Annotated in this window: 17 protein-coding genes and 1 tRNA gene; 5 read left to right on the forward strand and 13 right to left on the reverse strand. The window is 67.0% G+C overall.

The window, feature by feature from the left end:
• Positions 1-29: 29 nt before the first annotated feature.
• Positions 30-623, forward strand: a complete 594-nt coding sequence (gene ruvA / locus DWG20_RS03995) for a Holliday junction branch migration protein RuvA (RefSeq protein ID WP_115432591.1) — start codon at positions 30-32, stop codon at positions 621-623.
• Positions 624-626: 3 nt separating this feature from the next.
• Positions 627-1,367: an NYN domain-containing protein gene (locus DWG20_RS04000; RefSeq protein ID WP_115432592.1), complete on the forward strand. Its 741-nt coding sequence runs from the start codon at positions 627-629 to the stop codon at positions 1,365-1,367.
• A gap of 58 nt (positions 1,368-1,425) precedes the next feature.
• On the opposite strand, the gene DWG20_RS04005 is transcribed toward DWG20_RS04000, so the two are convergent.
• Positions 1,426-2,238 (reverse strand): ChaN family lipoprotein, encoded by an 813-nt coding sequence (locus tag DWG20_RS04005; protein ID WP_115432593.1) that lies wholly within the window; start codon positions 2,236-2,238, stop codon positions 1,426-1,428.
• A gap of 96 nt (positions 2,239-2,334) precedes the next feature.
• Here DWG20_RS04005 and ruvB point away from each other — a divergent pair, with 96 nt between their 5' ends.
• Positions 2,335-3,369, forward strand: a complete 1,035-nt coding sequence (gene ruvB, locus DWG20_RS04010; RefSeq protein WP_115432594.1) for a Holliday junction branch migration DNA helicase RuvB — start codon at positions 2,335-2,337, stop codon at positions 3,367-3,369.
• Positions 3,370-3,371: 2 nt separating this feature from the next.
• Positions 3,372-4,271, forward strand: a complete 900-nt coding sequence (locus DWG20_RS04015) for an ROK family protein (RefSeq protein ID WP_115432595.1) — start codon at positions 3,372-3,374, stop codon at positions 4,269-4,271.
• A gap of 62 nt (positions 4,272-4,333) precedes the next feature.
• Here the strand turns inward: DWG20_RS04015 and DWG20_RS04020 are convergent, their stop codons facing one another.
• The 10 genes from DWG20_RS04020 to DWG20_RS04065 all read right to left on the reverse strand — a co-directional run bounded on the left by DWG20_RS04020 (position 4,334) and on the right by DWG20_RS04065 (position 11,942).
• Positions 4,334-5,206 (reverse strand): phosphoribosylaminoimidazolesuccinocarboxamide synthase, encoded by an 873-nt coding sequence (locus DWG20_RS04020; protein ID WP_115432596.1) that lies wholly within the window; start codon positions 5,204-5,206, stop codon positions 4,334-4,336.
• Positions 5,207-5,260: 54 nt separating this feature from the next.
• The gene (locus tag DWG20_RS04025; RefSeq protein WP_115432597.1) at positions 5,261-6,400 is read right to left on the reverse strand and encodes a 5-(carboxyamino)imidazole ribonucleotide synthase; all 1,140 of its coding nucleotides are present in this window, start codon (positions 6,398-6,400) and stop codon (positions 5,261-5,263) included.
• A complete protein-coding gene (purE, locus tag DWG20_RS04030) occupies positions 6,397-6,888 on the reverse strand; it encodes a 5-(carboxyamino)imidazole ribonucleotide mutase (RefSeq protein ID WP_115432598.1) in 492 nt (163 codons plus the stop codon). Before purE ends, DWG20_RS04025 begins: the two co-directional genes overlap by 4 nt.
• A gap of 107 nt (positions 6,889-6,995) precedes the next feature.
• A complete protein-coding gene (ybgF, locus tag DWG20_RS04035; protein ID WP_115432599.1) occupies positions 6,996-7,748 on the reverse strand; it encodes a tol-pal system protein YbgF in 753 nt (250 codons plus the stop codon).
• 68 nt (positions 7,749-7,816) lie between these two features.
• Positions 7,817-8,332, reverse strand: coding sequence for a peptidoglycan-associated lipoprotein Pal (pal, locus tag DWG20_RS04040; RefSeq protein WP_115432600.1), 516 nt, complete (start codon positions 8,330-8,332; stop codon positions 7,817-7,819).
• A gap of 21 nt (positions 8,333-8,353) precedes the next feature.
• Positions 8,354-9,655: a Tol-Pal system beta propeller repeat protein TolB gene (gene tolB / locus DWG20_RS04045; RefSeq protein WP_245944765.1), complete on the reverse strand. Its 1,302-nt coding sequence runs from the start codon at positions 9,653-9,655 to the stop codon at positions 8,354-8,356.
• A 35-nt stretch (positions 9,656-9,690) separates the two neighbouring features.
• A complete protein-coding gene (locus DWG20_RS04050) occupies positions 9,691-10,575 on the reverse strand; it encodes an energy transducer TonB (RefSeq protein ID WP_115432602.1) in 885 nt (294 codons plus the stop codon).
• Positions 10,572-10,985, reverse strand: coding sequence for a biopolymer transporter ExbD (locus tag DWG20_RS04055; RefSeq protein WP_115432603.1), 414 nt, complete (start codon positions 10,983-10,985; stop codon positions 10,572-10,574). Before DWG20_RS04055 ends, DWG20_RS04050 begins: the two co-directional genes overlap by 4 nt.
• Positions 10,986-11,000: 15 nt before the next feature.
• On the reverse strand, positions 11,001-11,696 hold the full coding sequence (locus DWG20_RS04060) for a class I SAM-dependent methyltransferase (RefSeq protein WP_115432604.1): 696 nt from the start codon (positions 11,694-11,696) through the stop codon (positions 11,001-11,003).
• A gap of 60 nt (positions 11,697-11,756) precedes the next feature.
• Positions 11,757-11,942, reverse strand: a complete 186-nt coding sequence (locus DWG20_RS04065; protein WP_245944766.1) for a DUF3460 family protein — start codon at positions 11,940-11,942, stop codon at positions 11,757-11,759.
• Positions 11,943-12,038: 96 nt separating this feature from the next.
• Between DWG20_RS04065 and DWG20_RS04070 the strand changes: the two genes are divergently transcribed.
• Positions 12,039-12,114, forward strand: a tRNA-Ala gene (locus DWG20_RS04070).
• A 433-nt stretch (positions 12,115-12,547) separates the two neighbouring features.
• On the opposite strand, the gene DWG20_RS04075 is transcribed toward DWG20_RS04070, so the two are convergent.
• Positions 12,548-13,606 (reverse strand): DMT family transporter, encoded by a 1,059-nt coding sequence (locus tag DWG20_RS04075; RefSeq protein WP_115432605.1) that lies wholly within the window; start codon positions 13,604-13,606, stop codon positions 12,548-12,550.
• On the reverse strand, positions 13,606-14,094 hold the full coding sequence (gene cadR, locus DWG20_RS04080; RefSeq protein ID WP_115432606.1) for a Cd(II)/Pb(II)-responsive transcriptional regulator: 489 nt from the start codon (positions 14,092-14,094) through the stop codon (positions 13,606-13,608). The genes DWG20_RS04075 and cadR overlap by 1 nt, the downstream gene beginning before the upstream one ends.
• Positions 14,095-14,172: the final 78 nt, after the last annotated feature.

A 14,172-nucleotide genomic window follows, 5' to 3' on the forward strand; every position in this document is an offset into this window, starting at 1 on the left:
CCAAGCTCTTAAGAACCGCAAGGACAATCATGATCGGACGCCTGACCGGCACGCTGATGGAAAAACTGCCGCCGCAGGTGGTGGTGAACGTGGGCGGCGTCGGCTACGAAGTCGACGTGCCGATGAGCACCTTCTACCAGCTGCCGCACCTCAATGAACCCGTCACGCTCTATACGCATCTGGCGGTGCGCGACGACGCGCATCTGCTTTACGGCTTCGCGAGCAAGGCCGAGCGCGAGACCTTCCGGCAGCTGTTGAAGGTGACCGGCATCGGCGCCAAGATCGCGCTGGCGATCCTGTCGGCGCTGACCGCCGACGAGCTGGCGATCGCGATCGCGTCCGAGGACCTCAAGCGCCTGTCGTCGATCCCCGGCATCGGCAAGAAGACCGCCGAGCGGCTGGTGCTCGAACTGCGCGGCAGGCTTTCGACCGGCGGCGTCGTCGCGACGCCGGGCGGGCTGCCGCTCGCGCCCGAGCCGGCCCCCACCGACGACATCGCCAACGCACTGATCGCGCTCGGCTACAACGAGAAGGAGGCCGCCGCCGCGCTGAAGGCGCTGCCGGCGAACGTCGGCGTCAGCGACGGCATCCGCCTCGCGCTCAAATCGCTGGTGAAGGGATAGACGATGGCCAACGTCGCGGTACTGATCGATGCCGACAACGTGTCGCCCGACTGGATCGGCAACGTGCTCGAAGAGGCGAGCCGGCTCGGCGTCTTGGCCTTGAAGCGCGTGTACGGCGACTTCAGCAAGCACGACCGCTCGTGGCGCGACCTGTGCGCGCGCTTCGCGATCCACCCGGTTCAGCAGTTCCCTAACACCAAGGGCAAGAACGCGTCCGACATCGCGATGGTGATCGACGCGATGGACCTGTTGCACTCGGAGCGTTTCCACAGCTTCTGCCTGGTGTCGAGCGACAGCGACTTCTCGCGGCTGGCGACGCGGCTGCGCGAGGACGGCCTCGAGGTATGGGGCTTCGGCGAGCAAAAGACGCCGGCTGCCTTCGTCAACGCATGCAGCAAGTTCGTCTACGTCGAGATCCTGGGCTCCGAGCCGGACGACGAGACGCCCGTGCCCGGAAGCGCCGAACCGGCGGCGAAGAAGGCCGCGCTGCAGCCCTTGTCGCGCGCGCTGCGCCAGCGCTTCAGGCAGGCGATCGAGAGCCGCTGCGACGATGAGGGCTGGGCCAACCTCGGCCCGGTCGGCTCGCTGCTCAGTGAATGGATGCCCGACTTCGACCCGCGCAACTACGGTTTTCGCAACCTGTCCGACCTCGTCAACAAGTCGGGCTGGTTCGACATCAGCCAGGACGGCGCGCGCGGCAACTTCCGCGTCCGCCTGAAACAGGGCAACGGCAAGAAGGCCTGAGCATCGCAACAGGACAAAAGCTCGGCCAACCTTGAGACGGCGTTCAAGGTTGGCCGATTTACAGACCGGCGCAAGGGTCGGCGCGCGGGTGTCCTTTGATCAGCACTGCGGCGTCGTATGTGCCGGCTGCCGGCACCTGCTCGACGTAGCCGACCGACAGCGCCGTGGTAACAAGCCAACGCGGCACGCCGAGGTCGCGCCGCACGTGGCCGTTGCCGGCCAACAGCACCACGCCGCGCGCGGCGTTCGCGTCGACCACCCCTGCCATCACCGCGTCGCGTGCGACCTGCGCGTCAACCATCCTGGGCAGCGCCGACGCCGGCAGCTTGCCGCAATGCCCGGCGTCGACCTCGCGGCGCTGGCCGGCGGCGAGGTCTTGGGGCACGGCCGCCAGCCGCGCGGCCAGCCCCATGCCTAGCACCGGCGCGTAACCTTCGCGCATCACGCGCAACGCGTCGGCCCGCGACAGGTTGGCGGCGACGAGCGGCAAGTCGTAGCGCAACGCGAGCGCGACCACCGGCCGGTAGAAATCCCAGTTCCAGCCCGACGGCTCGGTCCCCCCTCCTCCCAGCCCGGCGCGGATCACGCAGTCGGCGTCGTGCCCGCAGGTCTTCAGCGCCGCGTCGAGATCGGCCTGGCGTTCGCGGTCGAACTGCTCGAGCGCGATCGCCGGCCGCCAGCCGGCTTCGACCGCGCGCGCAAGCGCTTCGAGCCGCTGACGGTGGCCGTCGGCGTTGTCGTGCACCTCGCCTAGCAGCACCGTCTTGTGCACCGGCAAGGCGAGCGCGAGGCGCTCTGGCGTCCAGTCAGAGCGCGGCGTCGCGCAGCCGGCGAGCGCGAGGCCGGCGACGGCTGCCATCAGGAAACGCATATACCCAGACTCCTTCTAATGACGGGCTCGGCCGCCCGTCCCTGGCTTCCGACTACGTTACACTAGCGGCTGTTCCCCCCGACTACCGACACCACCATGATCGAAACCGACAACCTGATCGGCGGCGCCCCCGAGCGGCGCCTCGTCACCCAGCAGAGCCTGTCGCAGCAGGAAGAGGCGCTCGAGCGCGCGCTGCGCCCCAAGCTGCTCGACGAGTACGTCGGTCAGAAGAAGGCGCGCGAGCAGCTCGAGATCTTCATCGAGGCGGCCAAGCGGCGAAGCGAGGCGCTGGATCATGTGCTCTTGTTCGGCCCGCCGGGCCTCGGCAAGACGACGCTCGCGCACATCATCGCGCGCGAACTCGGCGTGAACCTCAGGCAGACGTCCGGCCCGGTGCTCGAACGCGCCGGCGACCTCGCCGCCTTGCTGACCAACCTCGAGCCGCACGATGTTTTATTTATCGACGAGATCCACCGCCTCAGTCCGGTCGTAGAGGAGATCCTCTACCCGGCGCTCGAGGACTACCAGATCGACATCATGATCGGCGAAGGCCCGGCCGCGCGCTCGGTGAAGATCGACCTGCCGCCGTTCACGCTGATAGGCGCGACGACGCGCGCCGGCATGCTGACCAACCCGCTGCGCGACCGCTTCGGCATCGTCGCGCGGCTCGAATTCTACACGCCCGACGAGCTGACCAAGATCGTCGCGCGCTCGGCCAACCTTCTCAACGTGCAGCTGTCCGACGGCGGTGCTTTCGAGGTCGCGCGTCGCAGCCGCGGTACGCCGCGGATCGCGAACAGACTGCTGCGACGCGTGCGCGACTACGCCGAGGTGAAGGCCGACGGCGTCGTCACGCGCGAGGTCGCCGACGCCGCGCTGGCGATGCTCGACGTCGACCACGCCGGCCTCGACGTAATGGACCGGAAACTGCTGCAGGCGATCCTCGAGAAGTTCGCCGGCGGCCCGGTAGGCTTGGACAACGTCGGTGCGGCGATCGGCGAATCGACCGACACGATCGAAGACGTGATCGAACCGTTCCTGATCCAGCAGGGCCTGCTGCAGCGCACGCCGCGCGGCCGGATGGCGACCGCGCTCGCGTTCCAGCACTTCGGCCTGCCGGCGAAGGACTGACGATGCGCTTCGGCATCGACCTCGGCGGCACCAAGATCGAACTGATCGCGCTCGATGCTGCAGGTCGCGCAGTGTTACGAAGACGCGTAGCGACGCCGCAGGGCGACTACGAAGGCACCTTGGCCGCGATCAAGGCGCTCGTGACGTCGGCCGAGGCGGAACTGGCCGTCGCCGCGACGCTCGGCTTCGGCACGCCGGGCGCGCTGTCCACCGCCACCGGCCGGATCAAGAACGCCAACTCGACCTGCCTTAACGACAAGCCGCTGAAAGACAACCTCGAGGCGCTGCTGCAACGCGAAATCCGCATCGCCAACGACGCCAACTGCTTTGTCCTGTCCGAAGCCGCCGACGGCGCCGCGGCCGGTTCGAGCGTGGTCTTCGGCATGATTCTCGGCACCGGCGTCGGCGGCGGCATCGTCGTAAACGGGCAGATCCTCGAGGGCGCGAACCGCATCGCCGGCGAGTGGGGGCATAACCCGCTGCCACAGCCCGAAGCGATCGACCTGCCGCTGCCTTCTTGCTACTGCGGCCGCGCCGGCTGCGTCGAGACCTATCTGTCCGGCCCGGGACTGTCGGCCGACCATGCACGGCAGACCGGCACGCCTCTTTCCGCCGCCGAGATCGTGAGCTTGGCCGAGGGTGGCGACGGCGCGTGCGCGCAAGCGACGCTCGAGCGCTACGAGCGGCGCCTCGCGAGGTCGCTCGCCGGCGTGATCAACCTGATCGACCCCGACGTGATCGTGCTCGGCGGCGGCCTGTCTAACGTCGCGCGGCTGTACGACAACGTGCCGCGGCTGTGGCACGAATGGGTGTTCTCCGACGCGGTCGCGACCAAGCTCGTGCCGCCGAGGCACGGCGACAGCTCGGGCGTGCGCGGCGCCGCGTGGCTGTGGCCGGCATGATCTCTGTTGCAATAAAAAAAGCTCGGCCAACGTTGGCCGAGCTTTTTTATGTCAAATCCCGATCAGGCGGTCAACTTGACCAGCGCCTCGCGGTACTTGTCGGCGGTCTTCTGCGCGACCTCCAGCGGCACGGCCGGCGCCGGCGGCTGCTTGTTCCAGCCGGTAGCCTCGAGCCAGTCGCGCACGAACTGCTTGTCGAACGACGGCGGGTTCGACCCTTCCTTGTAGCTGTCGGCTGGCCAGAAGCGGCTGGAATCCGGCGTCAGCGCCTCGTCCATCAGCGTCAGCGTGCCGTCCTCGTCGAGGCCGAATTCGAACTTGGTGTCGCAGATGATGATGCCGCGCCCTCGTGCGTACTCGGCTGCGGCGGTGTAGAGCGCGATCGCGGTGTCGCGGACCTTGGCAGCCAGCTCTTTGCCGACGATGGCTTCGCACTGCGCGTATGAGATGTTTTCGTCGTGGTCGCCGACCGCGGCCTTGGTCGACGGGGTGAAGATCGCCTCGGGCAGCTTGCTCGCTTCCTTCAGACCCGCCGGCAGCGCGATGCCGCACACCGAGCCTTGCTGCTGGTACTCCTTCCAGCCGGAACCGGCGAGGTAACCGCGCACGATGGCTTCTACCGGCACCGGTTTCAGGCGCTTGGCGACCACCGCGCGGCCCTCTACCAGCGGCAATTCGGCCGCCGGCACCACGTCCTCGACCTTGTCGCCGGTGAAGTGGTTGGGGACGAGGTCCTTGAGCTTGTCGAACCAGAAGTTGGAGATCGCGGTCAGGATCTGGCCCTTGCCCGGGATGGCATCGGGCAGGATCACGTCGAAAGCCGACAGGCGGTCACTAGCGACCATCAGCATGCGCTGGTCGTCGATCTCATACAGGTCGCGCACCTTGCCGGAGTAGAGTTTTTTCAGGCTCAGCGAAGTCGGGGTGCCGGTCATGGCGTATTCCATTCCAGGGTGACAAGGCGACCGGTTCGCGGTCGCCTGACAGAATTACAGGGTGTCCTTGAGCGCCTCGGCCTGCACCAGCGCCGCCTCGGCCGAGTCGGCGAGCACGGTGAAGTGGCCCATCTTGCGGCCCGGTCGCGCTTCCCTTTTGCCGTACAGGTGCAGCTCGACGTTGGGTGCCTCCATCAGCACCGCCCAGTTCGGCTCGCGGCCGCTCTCGGGCCACACGTCGCCGAGCAGGTTGACCATCACCGCCGGCTTCAACAGCGCGGTGCTGCCGGGCAACAGCCCGCACAGCGCACGCACCTGCTGCTGGAACTGGCTGGTGATGCAGGCGTCGAGCGTGTAGTGGCCGGAGTTGTGCGGGCGCGGCGCGATCTCGTTGATCAACAGCGTGTCGTCTTCGAGCACGAAGAATTCGACCGCGAGCACGCCGACGTAGTCGAGCGCGTCGGCGAGCTGTTTCGCCATGCCCTGCGCGGTCTCGGCAACAAAGGGCGACAGCGTCGCCGGCACGATCGACACGTCGAGGATGCCTTTCTCGTGGCGGTTCTCGGCGACCGGGAAGGTGTTCATCTGCGTGTGGCTGACGCGGGTGACGATCACCGACACCTCGGCCTTCAGCTCGACGCGCTTCTCGAGCACGCAGGCCTGGCCGCCGAGGTCGGCGTACGCCTCGCGCGCGGCGGAGGCGGTTTCGACGAGCACCTGGCCCTTGCCGTCGTAACCGAGGCGCGCGGTCTTCAGGATGCCGGGCAGGTAGGGCGCGAGGTCGGTGTGCAGGTCGTCGACGGTTTCGATCGCCAGATAAGGCACGGTCGCGAGACCCGCCTTCTTGATCCAGCCCTTCTCGACGATGCGGTTCTGCGCGACGGCGACGCAATCGCCGCTCGGTGCGACGCGCACACCGCGGCGTGCGAGCTCGCGCATCGCGTCGGCGTTGACGTTCTCGAATTCGGTGGTGATCGCGGCGCAGGTCTTGGCGAGGATGTCGAGCGCCTGCGCGTCGTTGAACGGCGCCTTGATATGGACGTCGGCGAAGTCGGCGGCGGGCGCGGCCTCGTCCGGGTCGAGCACCGTCACGCGGTAGCCCATGGTCTTGGCGGCGGCGGCGAACATGCGGCCGAGCTGGCCGCCGCCGAGGATGCCGAGCATGGAAGGCGGCAGGATGGCTTTTGCGCTCATGCGTCGAGCTCCGGCAGGGTCATCGCGAGCACGGTGTCGGTCTGCTTCTGGCGGAAGGCTTCGAGCTTGGCCGCGAGTTCCGCGTCGTGGTTGGCGAGCAGCGAGACGGCGAACAGCGCGGCGTTCGCGGCGCCGGCCTCACCGATCGCGAAGGTCGCGACCGGCACGCCCTTGGGCATCTGCACGATGGAAAGCAAGGAATCCTCGCCGCGCAGGTAGCGCGACGGCACCGGCACGCCGAGCACCGGCAGCGTGGTCTTGGCGGCGATCATTCCCGGCAGGTGGGCGGCGCCGCCGGCGCCGGCGATGATGGCCTTGATGCCACGGCCGCGCGCCTGTTCGGCGTATTCGAACATCAGGTCGGGCGTGCGGTGCGCCGACACGACGCGGGTCTCGCAGCGCACGCCGAAGTCCTTCAGCACCCGGGCGGCGTGCTGCATCACGTCCCAGTCGCTGTTGCTGCCCATTACGATGCCGACTTCGATCATGGCGTCACCCTGTGCGGAATAAAGTCCGCCATTTTAACCAAGACGGTGCGCCGCCCCAATCGGGGCGGCCCCTAGGGCGGCGGCGGGACGGGCCGCCCTCTCACCTTTTATAGCTTGGCGAGCTGCTCCTTGGCCTTGGCGGCCGCGTCGCTCTTCGGATAGAGCTTGATCAGGCGCTTGAGCGTCGCCTTCGCGATGTCGACCTGGCCGAGGTCGCGCTGGCAGTTGGCGATATTGCGCAGCGCGTCGGGCGCCTTCGGATGCGTCGGGTACTTGTCGGCGAAGCGGCGGTGGATGTCGATCGCCGCGTCGTACTGCTTCTGCGCGGTGTGCGCGACGCCGAGCCAGTACTGCGCGTCCGGCGCCTGGTCGCCGTCCGGGTTGGCGGCGAGATATTTCTGCAACGCTTCGATCGCCTTAGGGAAGTCTCGGCCCTTGAGCAGCGTCATCGCGCGCTCGTAGTCGGGGCTCGCCTGCGTATCGGCGGCGCCCGCCGATACCGCCGGCGCGACCGCAGAGCCCTTCGCGTCGCCGGCGTGGCTTTCCAGCTTGCCGAGGCGGCCGTCGAGGTCGTTGTACAGGTCGTTCTGGCGCTTCTGCGTCGTCGTCAGGTTGTAGGTCTGCACCTCGACCTCGCCCTTCAGGCGCGCGACTTCGGCGCGCAGGCTGTCGATCTGGCCGACCATCTCCAACAGCTTGTCGTTGGACAGCTTGGTCTCGATCTGCGCGAGGCGCGTCTGCGCCTGCTGGTTGACCGTGTCGATCTGGCGACGCGTTTCCTCGATGTCGCTGGTGGTGGCGCAGCCGGCCAAGAGGCCCAGCAAGGCGCCGCCTGCGACCAGGCGGTGGGGCAATCTCATGCTCTATTCCTCTGACGGACAAAACCGGGCCCAAGGCCCGGTCCGGTTCTACGTTTGACGCATCGCGCTTATTCGCCGCGGTAGACGATGTCGGCGCGACGGTTCTCGGCGTGGTCGGCGTCGGCGCTGCCGGTCGCGCGCGGTTTTTCCTTGCCGTAGCTGACCGCCTCGACCTGGTTTTCCTTCACGCCCAGCACCTGCAGCGATTTCTTCACCGCCTCGGCGCGACGTTGGCCGAGCGCGATGTTGTACTCGCGGCTGCCGCGCGCGTCGGTGTTGCCCTGGAGCTGGACGCCCTTGGCCGGGTTGGCCGACAGGTAGCCGGCGTGAGCCGACACGGTGCCCTTGTCCTGCTCCTTGACGCTCGACGCGTCGTAGTCGAAGTAGACGCTGCGCTTGGCCAGCGGGCTGTTCGGGTCTTTCAGCGGGTCGAGCGCGCCCGCGTTGCCGGCGGCACCGGTCGAGGCGCCCGCGTTCGCACCGGCGCCGCCGGCGTTGGCGTTCGCGTCGGCCGGCTTGGTGGTCGAGCACGCGGCCAGCGCGGTCACGATGGAAAGGCCGATCAGGGTGGTCTTCAAGTTCATGGGGTTTCCTTTTTCTTGGGGTTAAGGCGTGTTGAACGGCCCCCAGGCCGGGTCCTGCACGTCGCCGTTGACGGTGCCCAGACGGATGCGTTGCCCGTTCTCGGGGTTGATCGCGTACAGCACGCTCTGGCGGCCTTCGTCGCTCGCGTAGAGCACCATCTGGCCGTTCGGCGCGAAGCTCGGGCGTTCGTTGTACGCGGCGTCGGACAGCACGCGCGAGTCGTGGCTGCCGAATTCCTGCACCATCACGCGAAAGCGCCCACCTTCCTTGCGGATGAAGGTGAAGCGCTTGCCGTCGGGCGCGACCTTCGGCGACACGTTGTAGCCGCCCTGGAAGGTCAGCCTTTGCGGCGTGCCGCCGTTCGCGTCGACGCGGTAGATCTGCGGGCCGCCGCTGCGGTCTGACACGAACAAGAGGCTGTTGCCGTCGGGCGTCCACGTCGGCTCGGTATCGATCGCCTCGCCGTAGGCGACGCGCTTGGGCGAACCGCCCTCGGCGTTCATCACGTAGATCTGCGAGTTGCCGCTGGTGGTCAGCGTCAGCGCGAGGCGCGTACCGTCCGGGCTCCAAGCCGGTGCCGAGTTGCTGCCCTTGAAGTTGCCGACCGCGCGGCGCTCGCCGGTGGACAGGTCCTGCACCCACACCACCGGCTTCTTGGTCTCGAACGACACGTAGGCGAGGTAACGGCCGCTCGGCGACCACGCCGGCGAGATGATCGGCTCTTTCGAGCGCAACACCGTCTGCGGGCGGCTGCCGTCGACGTCGGCGATCTGCAGCTGGTAGTCGCGGCCGCTCTGCAGCACGTAGGCGATGCGCGTATTGAACACGCCCTTCTGCCCGGTGATCGCCTCGTAGATCATGTCGGCGATCGTGTGCGCGACGTCGCGCGCGCGCTCGGGCGGCACGGTGAATTCGCCCTGCGTCAACTGACGCCGGCTCGCCACTTCCAGGAGCTGGAAGCGGATCTTCACCTCGCCGCCGCCGGCCGCCTCGACCTTGCCGACCGCCAGATACTTGGCGCCAGCGCCCTGCCAGTCGGGGTAGCGGACTTCCTGCGGCGTGAACGGCAGGTTGGCGACGCCGTCGGCGGGCACGATGCTGAACGCGCCGGTGAAGACCAGGTCCTTCTTCACCGTCGGCGTCAGCGGCTCGCGCACGCGGCTCGTCTCGTCCTTGAACGGCGCGATCGCGATCGGCAGCCGGCTCGCTGCGCCGCCGACGATCTCTACCGTCATTTCGGCGCGCGCGACGAGCGCGACGCCCAGCAACATCAGGCCCATCAGCCAGCTTCGCCAGCCAGGGGAACGAGTAAACATCGACATGGGTTCTCCAGCAGGGTTCAAAATCGGGCAGTCATTCAATGCGGGCGGAACACCAGCCTGACCGTCCGGACGTCGTCGAAAGCCATGCCCGGCATCAGGCTGGGGAAGGTGCGCGCCTCTTTCACCGCGCGCTGTACCGCCGCATCGTAGGCGGCATTGCCGCTCGACTTGATCACTTGCACGCCGCGCACTTCGAGGCTGGGCAACAGCGCCACCCGCAGCTCGACTGACGGGTTGCCGGACAAATCGTCGGGGACCTGCACCAGCGGGCGCACCTTCTGCACCACGCGGTTCTGATAGGCAGCAAGGTTGGCCGAGCCATTGACCGCACCGCCTTCGACGCCCTGCCCCTTCGCGCCGGCCTGCGTGACGCGGTCCTTACCAGTACCTTTGCTGCCCTGGCCGAGCTCGGCCAACATGTCGTCGGCCTCCTGGCTCGCGCGGCCGGCCGGCTTGGCGGGTTTCGCCGGCTTGGCGTCGGCCTTGGCCATTTTGTCCGGCGCAGGCTTGGCGTTGGCCTTCGGCTTGGGTTCGGGCTTAGCTTCCGTCTTGGGCACCGGCTTGGGCTGCGGTTTCGGTTCGGGCTTGGGTTCGGGCTTATGCACCGGCCTCGGCGTTTCGGGCTCGGGCTTGGGCGGCGTATCCTTTGGCGGCTTGCGGCCGAGGTTGATCTCGGCCGGCGGCGCGGGCGGCTGCGGTGCCGGAGCCGGCGACGGGGCCTCCACCGGCGCGACCGGCTCGACCTCGACCGCGGCGGTCTTGGCGGCCGGCGCGCCGCCGCCTTCCCACAGCTCGACCGACAAGGCCGGCTGCGGCACGTTCTTCGGCTGCCACCACTGGGCCCACAGCACCGCCAGCCCGATCAGGGCGTGCAGCACGAGCGACGCGAACCAAGGCCAGGAAGTGCGACGCGGACTCATCGGGCCGTGCTGTCCTGCTTGACGGTCAAGGCGACGCGTTTGACGCCGGCCTCGTACAGCTCGTCGGCGACCTTCACCACGTCCTGGTACTTCGCCTCGCCCGACGCCGACACCGCGACCGGCCGGCCGCTGGCGGCGAGTTCGGCGACGCGCGGCAGCGCCGCCTCGATCGACTCGAAAGGCTGCACCCGGCTTTCATCGACCAGCTTCACCTGGCCGTCGGACAAGAGCTGCAGTTCGAGCGGCTGCGTCTCGACGGCGCGCGCGTTCGACACGCTCGGCACGTCGATCACGCCGGGCGTGAACAGCGGCGTGGTCACCATGAAGATCACCAGCAGCACCAGCATCACGTCGATGTAGGGCACGACGTTCATCTGGTTCATCTGGCGGCGGGGTCGTCGGTTCAGCATGGTCGGGTTCTGTCTTTATTCAGTTCGGACGGCGCGTTCCATTCCGCCGCGCACATGCGCGAGCGTCAGCCCGTCGCCCATCGGCAGCACCGTCACGTCGACGCGCGGATCGGCGATCAAGGCCGTGTTGAACGCGGCGAGGATGCCGACGCCGGGCGGATCGTCGGGCTGCGGGTCGGCCACGCGGCCGTTAAGGAACACGTTATCGATGGCGATCACGCCACCGCGACGCACCAGTTTCAGGCACGCCTCGAAGTAGGCCGGCGTGTTCGGCTTGTCGGCGTCGATCAGCGCGATATCGAAGCGGCCGGCCTGGCCTTGCTCCAGCAGCTCGGCCAACGTTTCGAGCGCAGGCTTAAGCCTAAGTTCGATCTTGCCGTCGACACCGGCAGCGCGCCAGTGCTCGCGTGCGATCTGCGTGAAGATGTCGGACACGTCGCAGGCGACGATCTCGCCGTCCGGCGGCAGCGCCTCGGCCACCGCCAGCGAACTGTAGCCGGTGAAAACGCCGATCTCGAGATAACGTCGCGCGCGGGTCAGCCTCACCAGCCACTGGAGCAAAGCCCCCTGCTCGGGGGCGAGCTGCATCTTGGCGAGCCGATGGTTCGCTGTCTCCTCGCGCAAGCGCGCGAGCGCCGGCGATTCGTTCACGCCGACGCCGAGCAGGTAGTCGTACAGACGGTTGTCGAGCGACATCGTTCGCCGCGTCATCTTGCCTCTTTCAAATGACAAAACGCCCGAAAGGGCGTTCTAGGGGCGCTCTACCGCCGCTCAGTCGGGCTGGTAGACGTAGGGCTTCTGCGGCACGCATGCTTCCTTGAAGCGACGCTGCTCGTCGAGATCGATCTTCCTGTCCCACCAGGTCAGGCGCAGCTCGCGACGCTCGCTGTCGATCTCCGGGTTCTGCTTCAGAAAACCGTTCATGAATTCGGTAAAGTCAGACTGGTACATGCTCATGCTGGAACCTCCACTAAACCCCGCTAGTGTACTCCAAAACCCGCACGCGCGATCCGCTTGTCAGCACCCACCCACCATGCATACAATCATCATCAGGGGCCGGTAGCTCAGCTGGGAGAGCGTCGCGTTCGCAATGCGAAGGTCGTGAGTTCGATCCTCATCCGGTCCACCAATAAATTCAACGACTTACGGCGAATTTTTTCGTTTTTTGTCGGTCTCGATTTTTCCGTAAGTCCAATATAAGTCCAGCCAAAAAACCTACGGGCACAGCTGGCGGCATACCGATGTGTTTTAGCGTGAGACACAAGGCCCAAGACAAAGCTCCCGTCCGGGAGCTTTTGTGTTTTCCGCCCCCTCTTCCCAAAGCTCCAACGGCTTCATTTGCCACGCGTTGGCATGTCCGCAAGCTCAGCCACCCCGTTTCCGGCCATGATTGGAGGGCGCGGCAAAGGATGACGAGAAATTCCAATCATGATGACGACTCCGCGGACCACTTAACGAACCCGCCGGTGAGCGTGACGATCACACTGATTGAAAAGCACACCACACCGGTGCGCTTGTCGAGTCATCCAAGCCGTTTGTGCTTTCGGACTCGGACTTGCAAGCTATGAATGCCGATGGCGGTGGTGGATGTCCGGGTAATGCGCGTGCTTATGCGTGACAGGGATATGGCGATGCGGGTGGGTATGCGGTTCGGTGCCGTCCCACTCGAAATCATGCTCGTGCTGATGGTGCGCATCGTGTACATGCCGATGGCGATGCTCGAGGGCTTCGTGGCTATGCTCGTGTTCATGCCGCTCGGTCAGGTGCAGCCACACGCCGGCCGCCATCAGCGCACTTGCCAGCCAGAACAGCAGCGACGTGCTGTCACCCAGCATCAGGATCGCCGTGGCGGCGCCGATGAACGGCGCGGTCGAGAAGTAGGCGCCGGTCCGCGCGGCGCCCAAACCGCGCAGCGCCAGCACGAACAACACCAGGCTCACGCCATAGCCCAGGAAACCGATCAGCATGGCCGGGGCGGCGACGGTAACGGTTGGCAAGGTCGAGCCAGCGAACAATGCCACGCCCAGGTTGACCGAGCCGGCAACCAGCCCCTTGATTCCAGCGATGAACAGCGCGTCGCTGGCCGAGACCTTGCGCGTGAGGTTGTTGTCGACGGCCCAGGCGAGGCACGCCGCCGCGATCAGCGCGGGGCCAGCGAATCCGGCCGTGGCTTGGCCTGCACCCGGGACAGCCAGCAGTGCCCCGCCGGCGACGATCAGCACCATGCCGAGCACGATGCGGCGATCGGCGTTTTCACGGAACACCACCCAGGCGAGCACGGCGGTCAGCACCGCTTCGAGGTTGAGCAGCAGCGAAGCCGTCGCCGCTTCCGTGTGTGCCAGCCCGGCCATCAACAGCACCGGTCCGGCGACGCCGCCGGCGGCAATCGCACCGAGCAACCACGGCCACTCGACCATTGGCAATCCCGGAGATTTCCAGCCGCGGTCGCGAAACAGCCTGACCAGAGTCAGGCCGACGCCGCTGCCGAGATACAGCAGTCCGGCCAGCAGGAACGGCGAAACGCTGCCGGCGAACAGCTTGGCGAAGGGGGTACTCGCGCCGAACAGGGCGGCGGCGCCCAGGGCGGCCAGTACCGCCGGCGAAAAATCCAGCGATTTCATCAGTGCTTTCCAGAAGACGATGCCGGGTCGGTGGCGCAATGGCTGCCGGCGACATGGCTCGGCAGCGCGGACGGGCTGCGCCAGGCCGCGTCGCCGGGCTGATCGAGTTCGCGCAGGATGCCGCAGTCGCGCGTCGCCCGGGCCGCATGGCACTGGCCACGCAGTTCGGTCAGCTGCGCGGCCAGCGCCTTCAATTCCGCCATCCTAGCCTGGACATGCTCCAGATGGGCGTCGATCAGCTCGTTGATCGACTCGCAGCTGGCGTCCGGTTCGACGCGTGCCTGCAGCAGCGCCCGGATCTCGCCGTGGGTCATGTCCAGTGCCCGGCAGCGGCGGATGAACGTCAACCGCTCCAGGTGGCCGTGGTCGTACTGCCGGTAGTTGTTGGCTTCATCGCGCACCGCGGCGGGCAGCAAGCCCTCGCGTTCGTAGTAGCGCACCGTCTCGACCAGGCAGCCGGCCTGCTTCGCCAATTCGCCGATTTTCATGGGCAGTCCTTTTCCGCTTGACCCTGTAGCAGCTTCAGGGTGTTGAATGCCGAGCATACGACGAAAAATGGAGTCCCA

This window comes from Crenobacter cavernae (assembly GCF_003355495.1).
GTDB classification, from domain to species: Bacteria; Pseudomonadota; Gammaproteobacteria; order Burkholderiales; family Chromobacteriaceae; genus Crenobacter; species Crenobacter cavernae.

Coding starts and splice junctions, on each gene's coding strand:
- ruvA (WP_115432591.1), top strand. CDS start 30: ATGATCGGACGCCTGACCGGCACGCTGATGGAAAAACTGCCGCCGCAG.
- DWG20_RS04000 (WP_115432592.1), top strand. CDS start 627: ATGGCCAACGTCGCGGTACTGATCGATGCCGACAACGTGTCGCCCGAC.
- DWG20_RS04005 (WP_115432593.1), bottom strand. CDS start 2,238: ATGCGTTTCCTGATGGCAGCCGTCGCCGGCCTCGCGCTCGCCGGCTGC.
- ruvB (WP_115432594.1), top strand. CDS start 2,335: ATGATCGAAACCGACAACCTGATCGGCGGCGCCCCCGAGCGGCGCCTC.
- DWG20_RS04015 (WP_115432595.1), top strand. CDS start 3,372: ATGCGCTTCGGCATCGACCTCGGCGGCACCAAGATCGAACTGATCGCG.
- DWG20_RS04020 (WP_115432596.1), bottom strand. CDS start 5,206: ATGACCGGCACCCCGACTTCGCTGAGCCTGAAAAAACTCTACTCCGGC.
- DWG20_RS04025 (WP_115432597.1), bottom strand. CDS start 6,400: ATGAGCGCAAAAGCCATCCTGCCGCCTTCCATGCTCGGCATCCTCGGC.
- purE (WP_115432598.1), bottom strand. CDS start 6,888: ATGATCGAAGTCGGCATCGTAATGGGCAGCAACAGCGACTGGGACGTG.
- ybgF (WP_115432599.1), bottom strand. CDS start 7,748: ATGAGATTGCCCCACCGCCTGGTCGCAGGCGGCGCCTTGCTGGGCCTC.
- pal (WP_115432600.1), bottom strand. CDS start 8,332: ATGAACTTGAAGACCACCCTGATCGGCCTTTCCATCGTGACCGCGCTG.
- tolB (WP_245944765.1), bottom strand. CDS start 9,655: ATGTCGATGTTTACTCGTTCCCCTGGCTGGCGAAGCTGGCTGATGGGC.
- DWG20_RS04050 (WP_115432602.1), bottom strand. CDS start 10,575: ATGAGTCCGCGTCGCACTTCCTGGCCTTGGTTCGCGTCGCTCGTGCTG.
- DWG20_RS04055 (WP_115432603.1), bottom strand. CDS start 10,985: ATGCTGAACCGACGACCCCGCCGCCAGATGAACCAGATGAACGTCGTG.
- DWG20_RS04060 (WP_115432604.1), bottom strand. CDS start 11,696: ATGACGCGGCGAACGATGTCGCTCGACAACCGTCTGTACGACTACCTG.
- DWG20_RS04065 (WP_245944766.1), bottom strand. CDS start 11,942: ATGAGCATGTACCAGTCTGACTTTACCGAATTCATGAACGGTTTTCTG.
- DWG20_RS04075 (WP_115432605.1), bottom strand. CDS start 13,606: ATGAAATCGCTGGATTTTTCGCCGGCGGTACTGGCCGCCCTGGGCGCC.
- cadR (WP_115432606.1), bottom strand. CDS start 14,094: ATGAAAATCGGCGAATTGGCGAAGCAGGCCGGCTGCCTGGTCGAGACG.